At 43.0% G+C, this 14,933-nt stretch carries 15 protein-coding genes; 9 read left to right on the forward strand and 6 right to left on the reverse strand.

Annotated features, from left to right (window positions below):
• Nucleotides 1-2 precede the first annotated feature (2 nt).
• The gene (locus ACK1LH_RS08395; RefSeq protein WP_411334946.1) at nt 3-773 is read left to right on the forward strand and encodes a Cof-type HAD-IIB family hydrolase; all 771 of its coding nucleotides are present in this window, start codon (nt 3-5) and stop codon (nt 771-773) included.
• Between the two features lie 45 nt (nt 774-818).
• Here ACK1LH_RS08395 and def read toward each other — a convergent pair whose 3' ends face one another.
• Complete coding sequence (gene def, locus ACK1LH_RS08400; RefSeq protein WP_029285205.1) at nt 819-1,373, reverse strand: peptide deformylase; 555 nt, start codon at nt 1,371-1,373, stop codon at nt 819-821.
• Nucleotides 1,374-1,518: 145 nt separating this feature from the next.
• On the reverse strand, nt 1,519-1,647 hold the full coding sequence (locus ACK1LH_RS08405; protein WP_081414064.1) for a YjcZ family sporulation protein: 129 nt from the start codon (nt 1,645-1,647) through the stop codon (nt 1,519-1,521).
• A 238-nt stretch (nt 1,648-1,885) separates the two neighbouring features.
• Between ACK1LH_RS08405 and ACK1LH_RS08410 the strand changes: the two genes are divergently transcribed.
• The 5 genes from ACK1LH_RS08410 (at nt 1,886) to lpdA (ending at nt 8,058) form a co-directional block, all read left to right on the forward strand.
• On the forward strand, nt 1,886-2,554 hold the full coding sequence (locus tag ACK1LH_RS08410) for a YkyA family protein (RefSeq protein WP_029565540.1): 669 nt from the start codon (nt 1,886-1,888) through the stop codon (nt 2,552-2,554).
• Between the two features lie 463 nt (nt 2,555-3,017).
• A complete protein-coding gene (gene pdhA / locus ACK1LH_RS08415; protein WP_029285202.1) occupies nt 3,018-4,133 on the forward strand; it encodes a pyruvate dehydrogenase (acetyl-transferring) E1 component subunit alpha in 1,116 nt (371 codons plus the stop codon).
• 3 nt (nt 4,134-4,136) lie between these two features.
• Nucleotides 4,137-5,114 carry an alpha-ketoacid dehydrogenase subunit beta gene (locus ACK1LH_RS08420; protein WP_029285200.1) on the forward strand — a complete coding sequence of 326 codons (978 nt, stop codon included), beginning with the start codon at nt 4,137-4,139 and terminating at the stop codon, nt 5,112-5,114.
• Between the two features lie 156 nt (nt 5,115-5,270).
• Entirely contained in the window at nt 5,271-6,641 is a 1,371-nt protein-coding gene (locus tag ACK1LH_RS08425) for a dihydrolipoamide acetyltransferase family protein (RefSeq protein ID WP_411334947.1), read from the forward strand.
• 4 nt (nt 6,642-6,645) lie between these two features.
• Nucleotides 6,646-8,058 carry a dihydrolipoyl dehydrogenase gene (gene lpdA / locus ACK1LH_RS08430; RefSeq protein WP_029285196.1) on the forward strand — a complete coding sequence of 471 codons (1,413 nt, stop codon included), beginning with the start codon at nt 6,646-6,648 and terminating at the stop codon, nt 8,056-8,058.
• A gap of 69 nt (nt 8,059-8,127) precedes the next feature.
• On the opposite strand, the gene ACK1LH_RS08435 is transcribed toward lpdA, so the two are convergent.
• Nucleotides 8,128-8,514, reverse strand: coding sequence for a hypothetical protein (locus ACK1LH_RS08435; RefSeq protein ID WP_051827077.1), 387 nt, complete (start codon nt 8,512-8,514; stop codon nt 8,128-8,130).
• Between the two features lie 398 nt (nt 8,515-8,912).
• Nucleotides 8,913-10,451, reverse strand: a complete 1,539-nt coding sequence (locus ACK1LH_RS08440; RefSeq protein WP_029285183.1) for a BCCT family transporter — start codon at nt 10,449-10,451, stop codon at nt 8,913-8,915.
• 117 nt (nt 10,452-10,568) lie between these two features.
• Between ACK1LH_RS08440 and ACK1LH_RS08445 the strand changes: the two genes are divergently transcribed.
• Entirely contained in the window at nt 10,569-11,402 is an 834-nt protein-coding gene (locus tag ACK1LH_RS08445) for a polysaccharide deacetylase family protein (RefSeq protein WP_234703367.1), read from the forward strand.
• 33 nt (nt 11,403-11,435) lie between these two features.
• On the opposite strand, the gene ACK1LH_RS08450 is transcribed toward ACK1LH_RS08445, so the two are convergent.
• On the reverse strand, nt 11,436-11,834 hold the full coding sequence (locus ACK1LH_RS08450; protein ID WP_029285180.1) for a DUF1885 family protein: 399 nt from the start codon (nt 11,832-11,834) through the stop codon (nt 11,436-11,438).
• A 155-nt stretch (nt 11,835-11,989) separates the two neighbouring features.
• Between ACK1LH_RS08450 and ACK1LH_RS08455 the strand changes: the two genes are divergently transcribed.
• Together ACK1LH_RS08455 and ACK1LH_RS08460 are read left to right on the forward strand one after the other, a co-directional pair.
• Nucleotides 11,990-12,289 carry a DUF3055 domain-containing protein gene (locus tag ACK1LH_RS08455; protein WP_411334948.1) on the forward strand — a complete coding sequence of 100 codons (300 nt, stop codon included), beginning with the start codon at nt 11,990-11,992 and terminating at the stop codon, nt 12,287-12,289.
• A gap of 197 nt (nt 12,290-12,486) precedes the next feature.
• Complete coding sequence (locus tag ACK1LH_RS08460; protein ID WP_081414065.1) at nt 12,487-12,627, forward strand: GapA-binding peptide SR1P; 141 nt, start codon at nt 12,487-12,489, stop codon at nt 12,625-12,627.
• A 666-nt stretch (nt 12,628-13,293) separates the two neighbouring features.
• On the opposite strand, the gene ACK1LH_RS08465 is transcribed toward ACK1LH_RS08460, so the two are convergent.
• On the reverse strand, nt 13,294-14,766 hold the full coding sequence (locus ACK1LH_RS08465; RefSeq protein WP_029285176.1) for an aminotransferase class I/II-fold pyridoxal phosphate-dependent enzyme: 1,473 nt from the start codon (nt 14,764-14,766) through the stop codon (nt 13,294-13,296).
• Nucleotides 14,767-14,933: the final 167 nt, after the last annotated feature.

A 14,933-nucleotide genomic window follows, 5' to 3' on the forward strand; every position in this document is an offset into this window, starting at 1 on the left:
CTATGACAGCTAACGTAATCTTTTTTGATATAGACGGAACATTGCTTAATCATGATAAGGAAATTCCTGATTCAACAAGAAAAGCGGTAGAGGATGTGAAAAAAGCGGGACACCATGTTGCGATTGCAACAGGAAGAGCCCCGTTCATGTTTGAAGACCTTCGCCGCGAGCTTGGAATCGATTCCTTTGTCAGCTTCAACGGACAATATGTTGTTTTCGAAGGTGAAGTGATTTATAAAAACCCGCTTCATACAGAACGTCTGGAAGAATTATATGAATACGCAAAAACTTCGAATCATCCGCTTGTCTTTATGAGCAATGAAACGATGATGTCAACAGAAACAGATCACCCTTACATACATGAAAGCATGGGAAGCCTGAAATTCATGCACCCAGAGCATGATCCGGAATTCTACCGGAATCGTGAGATTTATCAGACGCTGCTGTTCTGCAAAGAAGGCGAAGAAGAGGCTTATAAAAAATACGAGGATTTTCACATCATCCGCTGGCATGAACTTGCAACAGATATTCTTCCATTTGGCGGATCAAAGGCAGAGGGGATCAAAAAGCTTATCGAACGCCTAAATATCAGCAAAGAAAATGTATATGCATTTGGTGACGGGCTGAATGACCTTGAAATGATTAAATTTGCAGGAACCGGCGTGGCTATGGGGAATGCGGTTTCCGAACTCAAAGAAATTGCAGATGAAATCACAACGAGTGTAGATGAAGACGGTATTTTGAACGGCTTGAAGAAAACCGGTCTTCTATAAGAAAAAACCTGTCTGCAGAGCAGACAGGTTTTTACGTGCTTACTTTTACCGTTCGATTGCAATGGCGCCTTCAGGTTCTTGCAAAGGGTCTTCACTGCTGATGTGATCGTAGAACATCACACCGTTTAAATGGTCAATTTCGTGCTGAAAGACGATGGCAAGCAGCCCGCGAAGTCTGAGGTCTACATTTTCTCCTTCAAGGGATACGGCTTTTACCCGGATTCTCGCATAGCGCGGAACATATCCCGGAACAGGTCTGTCAACTGAGAGACAGCCCTCTCCGCTTGTTAAATAACTTTTCTCAACTGAATGACTTACAATTTTAGGATTGAACAGAGCGTAACTGTGCAATTGGCCCTTTTCATCTGTTAACCGGATGGCAATCATCCGTTTGGAGACATTTATTTGAGGGGCTGCAAGGCCAATCCCGGGTCTCAGGCCGTATTTTTCAATCATCTCGGGATTCTGGCTGTTCTGGACATATTCAAGCAGCTCCTGCAGCGTTTTTTTATCTTCATCAGAAGGCGGCATCGGCACTTCTTCTGCAGCTTTACGCAAGGTTGGATGACCTTCCCTGATAATATCCTCCGTAGTAATCACCCGGACTCACACTCCTTTTCCTGCTGAATTATCTTACTAAGTATAATGGAACTTGGATCAAACGAAAAGTCCTGCTTGTCCACCAGTATCATTTTTGGATGCGGCGGCCCACATCGAATGTGGGCTCTGCTGCCGCAAGCCATTTTTAGCAATGACCTACAAACGCTGCTCCTACGATAATTAATAGAATAAACAATACAACAATCAGAGCAAACGTGCGTCCATAACCAGGATAGCCGCAGCCGCCATAACCGTATCCAGGATAACCGTACATGAGAAAACCTCCTTTAAATGTGACGCTTTACCCTCAGCAGCCTGTGCATCAGCCTTCAGCGTCTAATATAACCTATGTTTTTTGGTTGAATGTGTATAGACGATAGCCCAGTTCCCCAAAAAATGAATGTCATTTTTCAGATGCCGGAGTTTTAAAACAAATAAAAATATTGTAAAAATACCCAGAACCTTTTATAGTAAATATGTTGAATGGGTTAGGGGGACTCGCGGTGAAAAAAATGGTTGCAGCTTCTGCAGTGCTGCTTGCCGGAGCATTATTCCTGGCAGGTTGCAGCGGTACTTCTGCAGAGGAAGAAATGTATAATGCTCTTGAGAAAGCCGTTTCGGCGGAAAGTTCATTCGAAGATCAGCAGGAGCCATTGGTGGAACTTGAGAAAAAAGAAAACGAACTTTACGAAGAAATCATTTCACTCGGCATGAAAGAGTATGAAAAAATCGTCTCACTTTCTGAAGAAGCACTTTCTGTCGTTGAAGAAAGAGAGAAAAGAGCCGAAGATGAAAAAGAGAGCATCATGGATTCGAAAGAAGAATTCAAAGCAGTTGAGGACATTTCAAAGAACCTGGATGATCAGGCTCTGAAAAGCAAAGCTTCTGACCTGCAAAAATTGATGCAGCAGCGCTACGACGCTTACGATGCACTTTCTGCAGCTTATAATGAAGCGATCGCTCTTGATAAAGAGCTGTATCAGCTTTTTCAGAAAAAAGATCTGAAGCTTGAGGAACTGGAAGCGAAAATCACGGAAATTAACAGCAGCTACGAAAAAGTGGCGGCTCTGAATAAAGAATTCAACGATTTTACTGAAAAGTACAACAAGGCTAAGATGGATTTTTACAAAAAAGCCGGAATTGAAGTCGAGCAGTCAGATGCCAAAGGCAAAACGTCATAATGGAGTTCAGTGAATGCAGGGAGCAGCCGCCCCTGCATTTTTTGTATGCTGACGAAGGATATGTCTGGAACTGCAAAAAGAGACAATGCTGTATCGATTTTTATAGTACAGAATATCAAATAGTTATAGTACAGATTGATTAAAAGGGAATAAAAGTAAAATGAAAAGCAGCAAAAAGGTTGAAAGAATATCAGTATAAATCAATTGACGTATACATTTTTAATGGTGTACACTAAAACATGTTGAAATGAATTGTATTAATTTTTTTCTTCCCTTTAATTAGTACAGATTTTTGTACTGTCCAATACATAGAGAACGTTTCGGCATTCTCTAAAGTGGTATAAAGATATGTAGAGTGAAGCCTAAAATAATGTGTCATAAGATGTCATTTTGGGAAGGCTAATGCTGTATGTGTCATATAATCAAGAATTATTTTTTATTAGAGAAAGGACAGGTGACTTAGATGGCTGCTAAAACGAAAAATGCTGTAGTTGACAGCAAAAAGCAATTTGAAGGAATTGCAAAGCAGTTTGAAACGTTCCAAATTCTGAATGAGCAGGGCGAGGTAGTAAATGAAGCTGCAATGCCGGACTTGTCAGATGACCAATTAAAAGAATTAATGCGCCGTATGGTGTATACGCGTATTTTGGACCAGCGCTCAATTTCATTGAACCGCCAGGGCCGTTTAGGATTTTATGCACCGACAGCAGGACAGGAAGCTTCACAGATCGCTTCTCATTTTGCACTTGAAAAAGAAGATTTCGTTCTTCCTGGATACCGTGATGTGCCTCAGATTATCTGGCACGGACTTCCTTTATACCAAGCATTCCTTTTCTCACGCGGACATTTCCACGGAAACCAGTTCCCTGAGGATGTAAATGCATTATCTCCTCAAATTATCATCGGTGCTCAAATCATCCAGACAGCGGGTGTTGCACTTGGACTTAAAAAGAAAGATAAAAAAGCTGTTGCAATCACTTACACTGGTGACGGCGGAGCATCTCAGGGCGATTTCTACGAAGGAATCAACTTTGCAGGCGCTTATAAAGCACCGGCTATCTTCGTTGTGCAAAACAACCGTTTTGCGATCTCAACTCCGGTTGAAAAACAATCAGCTGCACAGACAATCGCTCAAAAAGCGGCTGCTGCAGGTATCGTAGGTATTCAAGTTGACGGCATGGATGCACTTGCTGTATACGCTGCTGTGCGTGATGCACGCGAGCGCGCTGTAAACGGCGAAGGCCCGACACTTGTTGAAACACTTACTTACCGCTATGGCCCGCATACAATGGCCGGCGATGATCCGACACGCTACCGCACAAAAGAGCTTGACACCGAGTGGGAAGAAAAAGATCCTCTTGTACGCTTCCGCAAATTCCTTGAAACAAAAGGCATCTGGAGCGAAGAAGAAGAGAACAAAGTGATCGAACAGGCTAAAGAAGATATTAAAGAAGCGATTAAAAAAGCGGATGAATATCCAAAACAAAAAGTAACAGATCTAATGGATATCATGTATGAAGAAATGCCATTCAATCTGAAAGAGCAATATGAAATCTACAAAGCAAAGGAGTCGAAGTAAGCCATGGCTCAAATGACAATGATTCAAGCAATTACGGATGCTCTCCGCACAGAACTTAAAAACGATTCAAACGTTCTTCTATTCGGAGAAGACGTTGGCGTAAACGGAGGAGTATTCCGTGCTACAGAAGGACTTCAAAAAGAATTTGGCGAAGACCGCGTGTTTGACACGCCGCTTGCTGAATCAGGAATCGGCGGTCTTGCAATCGGACTTGGCCTGACAGGTTTCCGTCCGGTTGCTGAAATCCAGTTCTTCGGTTTCGTTTACGAAGTAATGGATTCCATCTCAGGACAAATGGCACGTATGCGCTACCGTTCAGGCGGCCGCTGGAATTCTCCAGTAACAATCCGTTCACCGTTTGGCGGAGGCGTTCATACTCCTGAGATGCATGCTGACAGCTTAGAGGGTCTTATGGCGCAGCAGCCTGGTGTGAAGGTTGTTATTCCTTCAACTCCATACGATGCCAAAGGACTTTTAATCTCTGCTATCCGCGACAACGACCCAGTCGTTTTCCTTGAGCACATGAAACTTTACCGTTCATTCCGCCAGGAAGTTCCGGAAGAAGAGTACACAATTGAAATCGGCAAAGCAGAAGTGAAGCGCGAAGGTTCAGACCTTTCAATCATCACTTACGGAGCAATGGTTCATGAATCTTTAAAAGCGGCTGAAGAGCTTGAAAAAGAAGGCGTTTCTGCAGAAGTTATCGACCTTCGCACAATCAGCCCGATTGATATTGACGCAATTATTGCATCTGTTGAAAAAACAGGACGTGCAATTGTTGTACAGGAAGCTCAAAAGCAAGCCGGCATTGCAGCTAACGTAGTGGCTGAAATCAACGACCGCGCTATCTTAAGCCTTGAAGCACCTGTGCTTCGCGTAGCAGCTCCTGACACTGTTTTCCCATTCTCTCAAGCAGAGGGAGTATGGCTTCCTAACTTCAAGGATGTCATTGAAACAGCTAAAAAAGTAATGAATTTCTAATTATACATTTATGAAAAGAAATCAGTTGGTCCGGGCAGAGTGTTATTGTTTCATGATGGAGCGCATCGAAGGCGCAAAAGCATTTGAACGATCAAAGTTCTTCCGAGACCTGACACCTGGTTTCTTTTCCATATGAAAAATAGGAGGTAGTATACCGTGTCTTTCGAATTTAAAATGCCGGATATCGGTGAAGGTATCCACGAAGGTGAGATTGTAAAGTGGTTTATCAAGCCTGGCGATGAAGTAAACGAAGATGATGTTCTGGCTGAGATTCAGAATGATAAAGCAGTCGTAGAAATTCCTTCTCCTGTCAAAGGAAAAGTAATTGAGGTTAAAGTGGAAGAGGGAACTGTTGCTACGGTTGGACAAACTCTTATCACATTTGATGCACCAGGTTACGAAAACCTTAAATTTAAAGGTGACGACCATGGCGATGAGCCTGCTAAAGAAGAGTCTAAAAAAGAGGAAGCTCAAGTTCAGGCTACAGCTGAAGCCGGCCAGGACGTGAAAAAAGAAGAAGCTCCTAAACAGGAAGAAGAAGCAGCAACTGGTGCAGGTGCACAAGATCAGGCTGATGCAGATCCAAACAAGCGTGTAATCGCAATGCCATCAGTACGCAAATACGCTCGTGAAAAAGGCGTTGAAATCCGTCAGGTATCAGGCTCAGGCAAAAACGGCCGCGTAAGCAAAGAAGATATCGACGCATTCCTTGATGGCGGTTCTAAACCTGCTGCTGAAGCTCAGGCTGAAGCTCCGAAGGCAGAAGCTAAAGAAGAAAAAGCAGAGCAAAAAGCACCTGCTAAACAAGCTGTTCCAGAAGGCGACTTCCCTGAAACACGCGAAAAAATGAGCCCGATGCGCAAAGCGATCGCTAAAGCAATGGTTAACTCGAAGCATACAGCTCCTCACGTAACATTGATGGACGAAGTGGACGTAACAAACCTTGTTGCTCACAGAAAACAGTTCAAAGGTGTTGCAGCCGAGCAGGGTATTAAGTTAACATATTTACCGTACGTAGTGAAAGCTCTTACATCAGCGCTTAAGAAATACCCGGTTCTTAATACTTCAATCGATGACAAAACCGAAGAAGTTGTTCAAAAGCATTACTACAACATCGGTATTGCCGCTGACACAGAAAAAGGACTTATGGTTCCTATTGTTAAAAACGCAGAACGCAAATCAGTCTTTGAAATTTCTGATGAAATTAACGGCCTGGCTACAAAAGCCCGCGACGGTAAACTTTCTGCTGCGGAAATGAAAGGCGCTTCTTGCACGATTACAAACATCGGTTCTGCAGGCGGCCAATGGTTCACTCCGGTTATCAACCACCCAGAGGTTGCGATTCTTGGAATCGGCCGCATCGCTGAAAAAGCAATCGTTGTTGACGGAGAAATTGTTGCTGCTCCAGTACTTGCGCTGTCACTGAGCTTTGACCACCGCATGATTGATGGTGCTACAGCACAAAATGCTCTAAATCACATTAAGCGTTTATTGAACGACCCACAACTTATTCTAATGGAGGCGTAATTCAATGGTAGTAGGAGATTTCCCTATTGAAACAGATACTCTTGTCATTGGTGCGGGACCTGGCGGCTATGTAGCTGCCATCCGCGCTGCACAACTAGGACAAAAAGTAACAATCGTAGAAAAAGCAAACCTTGGCGGCGTTTGCCTTAACGTAGGATGTATTCCTTCAAAAGCTTTAATTGCTGCAGGTCACCGCTTTGAGAATGCCAAGCATTCTGAAGACATGGGAATTAAAGCCGAAAACGTAACAGTTGACTTTACAAAGGTACAGGAATTCAAAGCTGGCGTTGTAAAGAAACTTGTCGGCGGAGTTGAAGGACTTCTTAAAGGAAACAAAGTTGAGATTGTCAGCGGAGAAGCTTACTTTGTTGACAGCGAATCTATTAAAGTAATGGATGACAACTCATCTCAAACGTACAAATTCAAAAACGCAATCATTGCTACTGGATCTCGCCCAATTGAAATTCCAGGATTCAAATACTCTAAAAGAGTGCTTGATTCAACTGGTGCTCTAAGCTTGAACGAAATTCCAAAGAAAATTGTTGTTATCGGTGCAGGCTACATAGGCACTGAGCTTGGAACAGCTTATGCCAACTTTGGTTCTGAAGTTGTCTTCATCGAGGCAATGGATGAAATCCTTATGGGCTTCGAAAAGCAAATGAGTTCTCTTGTTAAGCGTAACCTTAAGAAAAAAGGAAACGTTGAAATCCATACAAAAGCAAAAGCAAAATCTGTTGAAGAAACAGAAAACGGCGTAAAAGTAACCTTTGAAGTGAAAGGCGAAGAGCAGACAGTTGAAGCAGATTACCTTCTTGTAACTGTTGGCCGCCGTGCAAACACTGATGAGCTTGGACTTGAGCAAGTAGGCGTTGAAATGTCAGACCGCGGCGTTATCAAAATTGATAAGCAGTGCCGTACAAGCGTTTCTAACATCTACGCAATCGGTGACATCGTTGAAGGTCCTCCGCTTGCTCATAAAGCTTCATACGAAGGTAAAATTGCTGCTGAAGCAATTGCCGGCGAGCATGCTGAAATCGACTACCTCGGAATTCCTGCTGTTGTATTCTCTGAGCCTGAACTGGCTACAGTTGGATACACTGAAACACAGGCTAAAGAAGAAGGAATCGAAGTTGTTGCAGCGAAGTTCCCATTTGCTGCTAACGGACGTGCTCTTTCTCTTAACGAAACAGACGGTTTCTTGAAACTTGTTACACGTAAAGAAGACGGTCTTGTTATCGGAGCTCAAATCGCAGGTGCGGCTGCTTCTGATATGATTTCAGAGCTAAGCCTTGCAATTGAAGCTGGCATGACTGCAGAAGATATCGCAATGACAATTCATGCGCATCCAACATTGGGAGAAATCACAATGGAAGCTGCTGAAGTTGCAATCGGAAGCCCAATCCACATTATTAAATAATAATCAAACCCCCTGATGGCATCCATCAGGGGGTTTTTTTGCAGAAAAAAAAGACGGTGTGAAATCCGTCTATCGATCTCCGCTGCTGCCTGAAAGAGCTTTTACAACGGGATTAATAATTTCTTCCTTTGTTCCTACGTGGCCTTCAATCTGGAAGAGGACGCGATTATCGTCTACAACCACAAGCGAAGGAAATGTATCAATGTCTACAGGATAGTCTTCATCACTGCTCGTTTCAACAAATTCCAAGTCTTCCACTTCTTCGGGGAAATCCTGTTTCAGATCAATCAGAGCATCAAAATAAACAGATTCCCGGTGTTCATCCTGTTCATCTGAAAAAAACAGCAGCTTTTTATCATCGTCTTCTGGACGCAGCGATTCTGAGGATATATTCAGACTGCAAGATGAAAGAAGAAAAACTGGCATGATGAAGGCGACAATAACCGACTTTGCCATATTGTCCACCCCTTTTAATGAAATGGTCGTAACGGTCCGAACTAAGTCCTACTTCGTACCTATTTTACAGTTTCCGTTAATCTAAATTAATGCTATTTTATCATGTTTTCCGAATATTCCCCTGAATGTTACCTATTTGTTACAAAAATGAAAAATACAATGACAGTTTGTCGCAAAAATTTATAATTTACTTCATAACAAGGTGGAACGGTGAGGCAGCGAGAGGATGCGTACCCTGGAAAACTGAAAAACGATGTGGGAGGGTAAGAAAGAGAAGAATACGTACCCTCGAAAACTGAAAAACGATGTGAGAGGGTAAGAAAGAGAAGAATGCGTACCCTCTAAAACTGAAATTCGATATGAGAGGGTAAGAAAGAGCAAAGAAAAAAGACACTTCATTACAAAGTGTCTTTTTTAGTCTCAGTCCGATTCATAACAGGGAATTTTTCGCGTCTCAATGATTTCATTAACGAAATGACCATTAAAATCATGATGACGGCAAACGGAAGTGCAGCAATGATGGATGCCCTCTGAAGAGCTTCAAGACCGCCAATCCATAAGAGAACGGCAGCTGCAGCAGATTGGATAAAGCCCCATACAAATTTGATTTTGTTTGGCGGATTTAAGTCTCCGTCTGTTGTCTGCATGCCAAGCACAAAAGTTGCCGAATCGGCTGAAGTAATAAAGAAAGTGCTAATCAGGAGAATAGCGAGCAGTGACATGAACATGCCAAACGGAAATTGTTCAAGGACAGCAAACAGAGCGACTTCCATCCCTTTATCATTGACGATATCCATGATTGGCTTTTTCATAAAGTGCTGCAGGTATAATGCGGAACCTCCGAAAACTGAGAACCACAATGCACCGAAAATGGTTGGAACAGCAAGAACACCGATCAGAAATTCTCTGATTGTTCTACCTCTGGAAATCCGTGCGATAAATGTGCCGACGAACGGAGCCCACGATATCCACCATGCCCAGTAAAAGATGGTCCAATCCTGAACCCATGTGCTTTCCTCGTTAAAAGGCGTAAGACGGAAGCTCATGTAGGTCAAATTCTGCAGGTATCCGCCAATGGTTGTCGTGAACAAATCCATGATGAAATTTGTCGGGCCTGCAAAGAGCAGAAAGAGCATGAGGGCAATCGCCAGAATAATATTAACGTTGCTGAGTATTTTAATTCCTTTATCAAGCCCTGTTTGAGCAGACAGCATGAAAAGAAAGGTCACTATCACAATAATAATCAGCTGGGTTGAAAATGTATTGCTGATTCCGTCAAACAAGTAGGAGACACCTGCACTAATTTGAATGGCGCCGAGCCCAAGGGACGTTGCAACTCCAAAAATGGTGGCAAACACTGCAAGGAAGTCTACCAGTACGCCGGCCTTTCCATCTGCACGATCCCCAATAAGCGGCCGAAGAATATTACTGATAACTCCGTTTTGATTTTTCCTGAACGTAAAATAAGCAAGTGATAAAGCGATAACCGAGTAAATGGCCCAAGGATGAAGGCCCCAGTGGAAAAAGGAGTAGCGCATCGCAGCACGGGCAGATTCATCCGTGAATCCTTCACCGGAAGGAGGTGCGCTGTAATGATTCATCGGCTCAGATACTCCCCAGAACACAAGTCCGATTCCCATGCCGGCACTAAAAAGCATCGCAAACCAGCTGAGGTAAGAATACTTTGGTTCATCATCATCATTTCCAAGCTTGATGTTTCCGTACTTCGTAAAAATTAATCCAATTGCAAAAATAAGAAAAAAAGTAGCAGTCAGCAGATAAAACCAGCCGAATTTTTCAATAATAAATCCGTGGATAAGTGTCGTTACATTTGACAGATTGGCACTCCCGATTATGCTTTTTGGCAGCGCTCCCCACAAAATAAAAAGAACAGAAACGATGAGAGAAAGGATAAAAACAGGTGTTAGTCTCTTCATATTCAGACCTCCTTCAAAATAGGAAATAAGAAGTGTTGTTAATTAATTCCTCTTCCTATATAGTGAAGCAATCGGCGGCAAATTATTCTAAAAAGAATGCACCGGGGAGGAAAGAACGTGAGAAAAGCACTCTGTATGACGGCAGCAGCTTTTTTCCTTGCAGGATGCACTGCATCAGGAACTGGCGGCAAAAACGAAGAAAAGCCGCCTGAGGAAGAGAAAGCGGTACATGAGGCAGGGGAGGAAAAACCAGAGCCTGCAGCAGATCTGGAATCAGATGAAAAGACTAAACAGCCAGCCATATTGGATAAAACGCCAAAATATAAAATCGATCCGGAAAATTGGTCACTTAAGCCTTTAAGTCCTGATGTCAGCCCGAAAGCGGTGCTTCTGACTATCGACGATGCTCCTGATCAGCACAGTGTGGAGATGGCTCAGACATTAAAAAAGATGGGAGTAAAGGCGATTTTCTTTGTAAATGGTCATTTCCTGGATACGGAAGAGGAGAAAGCAAGACTGAAAGAGATTTATCAGCTTGGCTTCCCTATTGGAAATCATACAATGACCCATTCCAATCTTAAGGACCTGACCCCTTCAGAACAGAAAAGGGAAATTACGGTTCTGAATGATCTCGTTGAGCAAATAACGGGTGAACGTCCCCGTTTTTTCAGAGCTCCGTTTGGAAGCAACACAGATGAAAGCAGAAAAATTGCGGAAGAGGAAAAGATGGTGCTGATGAACTGGACGTACGGCTATGACTGGGAAAGTGATTACCAGACAAAAGAAGCACTGACAGAAATCATGATCAATACTCCGTACTTGACTGATGGTGCAAACTTGCTAATGCATGACCGCAAGTGGACAAGCGAAGCATTAAGCGCCATTGTGACAGGACTGAAACAAAAAGGGTATGAAATGGCTGATCCTGATACAATTGAAACTCCTCTTTAGAATGAAAACAGCGATCTTTGGCGATCGCTGTTTTCATCTTTTGTAATAGTACATCTTCCTTCCGTTGAATAAAGTTAGTTCCCCTTTTAGTTTTTTTGCCAGAAACTTTGAAAATTCATTTGCTTTATTTCTGTCGCCATATTTGGAATCTGCCGGCAGGGTAATTTGCAGAAATGAAAAGGCCTCTTCATTCACGGGACCTGCTCCAATATACATTTTTGCATAGCCGCGCTCCTCAGAGGTAAGGGAGAGATATCCGTCCTCATGCTTGCACTCGTATGGAAAAGCAGACTGGTCATAGTCAAACTGCAGCTGTTCGCCCGTTTTTCCTGTTATCTCTTTGTAATAAAGAAAGAGCTCCTCAACCTGTTGGAGGGATATTGTCTGCTGAGCAGATCCTTCGACTAAATGAATAAAAGCGTGTGAGGCCATTGCGTCAACTCCTAAGCACAATTTTATAGATGTCAGATTATTTAAAATATTACATATTATCCGCCGGCTTGCAAGTTCAAGGGGAAATGATTGTGCTCTTCGGAATAATGAAGTATAATTAATCTGAATAATCTGATAAAAAGAAGGAGGCCATCATGAACACATTGGAAAAGTTTTATGATGATACCGAACAGGCAAATGTCAGGTATGTTGGTTTTGCTTCCAGTGATTTAAGGTACGATATGGCCATCGTGTATTCAGGCATGTTTTTTGGCAAACCTCTCGTCATCTGCCTTCAGACCGGAAAATCTGTTCTCCTTGACTCATCAGATATCGAAGACCTCGAATTCCTCATGCGCTCCTTTCGGATTGATACACTGCAGCAGGCAGCAGAACTGTCAGATTTCTTCCGTGAAGTCATCCCGTCCGTCCAATTAACAACTCAATATGAATAGTTAAGCAAAGACTGGCGAACAGATCCGTTCCGCCAGTTTTTTTGTGCATTTTTCAAAAAAGAATACTTTTAGAGATAAAAAGATTAAATGTGTTATACAATTTAGGCTTGACGGATTAAATGTGTTATATTATTATAAAGTTACAAAGTATTAAGCGCTTTCAAATAGTGCTAATCCATTCAAAAAGGGGTATGGAAATGGGAACAATCGTGTGTCAAACCTGCAACGGAACGATCGATCATTTTGAAGATGAAAAGGTCAGTGTTTTGTACGGAAAATGCACAAGCTGCGATTGCCAAGTACTAGAGAGAGAAATGACAGTTATTCAAGGGGTTTAAATAGAAGATTGAAAAGCATGCAGGGGGGCCTGCATGCTTTTTTTGCTGTTTAAAAGACAAGGTGAATGGTACCCCATAAATCTGACGGAGCAAATTACAGGGAAGCAAAGCGTCAAAATGGTACCTCATAAATCGGCCGGAGCAAATTACAGGGAAGCAAAGCGTCAAAATGGTACCTCATAAATCGGCCGGAGCAAATTACAGGGAAGCAAAGCATCAAAATGGTACCCCATGAATCAGGCGAAGTAAATTATGGGGAAGCAAAAAGCGAGAATGGTACCTCATAAATCAGACGGAGCAAATTAAAGGGAAGCAAAAAGCGAGAATGGTACCTCATAAATCAGACGGAGCAAATTAAAGGGGAGCAAAAAGCCAAAATGGTACCTCATAAATCAGGCGGAACAAGTTATAGGGAAGCAAAAAGCGAGAATGGTACCTCATAAATCAGACTGATCAAATTATAGGGAAGCAAAAAGCCAGAATGGTGCCCTATAAATCAGGCGGAGCAATTTATAGGGCAGCAAAGCGTCAAAATGGTACCCCATAAATCAGACAGAACAAATTATAAGCTGCCCAGCATCACACCAATCCGCTGTTATCAAATAAATAACAAAACAAACCCCCGGGAACTCTTTCCCGGGGGTTTCAGCATGCACCATGCTTCAGTTATTTAATCGCTCTATGCTCTTTAATTACCCGCAGGTAATGGAGTTCCGGATCTTCCGGTCCCTGGACGGGAAGCCCGACTTCAAGATTTTTGCGCACATATGAAAGGTTCTCTTCTGAAATGATTTCTCCTGGAATGAAAATTGGAATCCCCGGAGGATACACCATGATAAACTCTGCAATGATCCGGCCAGCAGATTCTGAAAACGGAACGATTTCTGTGTCAGCGTAGAAAGCGTCACGCGGCGTTAAAGCCAGTACTGGAATATCCGGAAGCATGACCTCCGGCTTAGCTTTATCAGCTGATGCGTGTGCAAATTGCGCCGACAGCGCCTGCAGCGCTTCAACCAGGATTCCGGTTTCTCTTTCCGTGTCACCAGGTGTGATGATACAGAGAATGTTGTATAAATCAGACATTTCCACTTCGATATTATAGTTTTCACGCAGCCATTTTTCTACATCATAGCCGTTCAGTCCGAGCTCTTTAATCGAAATGATTAATTTCGTCGGATCGTAATCATAAGCGGCCTTTGTGCCGATGATTTCTTCTCCGATGCATTCAATTTTATCGATTTCATTGATTTTGTTTCTTGTTTCATTTGCAAGCTGTATCGCTTTTTCGGCAAGATCGCGTCCTTCTGTGGCAAGCCTCTTTCTTGCCACGTCAAGGGATGCAAGCAGCAGGTAGGAAGTTGACGTTGTTGTCAGCATGCTCAGGATTGTCTGGACTCTCTGAACCGAAACAAGTCCTTCCCGCACATTGAGGATCGAACTTTGAGTCATGGAGCCACCTAGCTTATGAACGCTTGTAGCGGCCATATCAGCACCTGCCTGCATCGCTGAAAGCGGCAGGTCATCATGAAAATGAATGTGCACGCCGTGTGCTTCATCAACAAGCACCGGCACGTTGTAGGAATGAGAAATTTCCACGATTTTTTTCAAATCAGCTGAAACGCCGAAGTACGTAGGATTAATGACGAGCAGCCCTTTTGCATCAGGATGCTGCTCAAGTGCATGTTCAACAGATTCGGTTGTTATGCCGTGCGAAATGCCGAGGTCTTTGTCAATCTCAGGGTGGATAAAGATCGGTGTTGCACCTGAGAAAACTACGGCAGACATAACAGATTTATGAACATTGCGCGGGACAAGGATTTTATCTCCAGGTCCGCAGACGGCCATTACCATGGTCATGATGGCCCCGCTCGTGCCCTGCACAGAGAAGAATGTATAGTCAGCTCCGAATGCTTCTGCTGCGAGGTCCTGGGCTTTTTTTATCATGCCTTTAGGAGAGTGGAGATCATCCAGCGGGCCGATGTTGATCAAATCTATAGATAAAGCAGATTCCCCGATAAAAGATCTGAATTCCGGGTCAATGCCTGCTCCTTTTTTATGTCCAGGAATATGGAATTGTACAGGATCTTTCTTTGCATGTTCTTTTAGCCCTGTAAATAACGGTGTTTCATATTGCGACAATTTGTATTCCCACCTTCTTTAGTGCGTAATCTATTTTCATCACGTTCATTTACACATAAAACAAGTGAATTATATCACTTTCTACAAGGATTGGAAAGGAGTTTTTAGCGGGCAGATAAACGGGGGACAATGAATATTTAACAGAATTTTTAGAATAATAGTTGTCT

The sequence above is a fragment of the Metabacillus indicus genome (genome assembly GCF_046603695.1).
Classification (GTDB): Bacteria; Bacillota; Bacilli; order Bacillales; family Bacillaceae; genus Bacillus_P; species Bacillus_P indicus.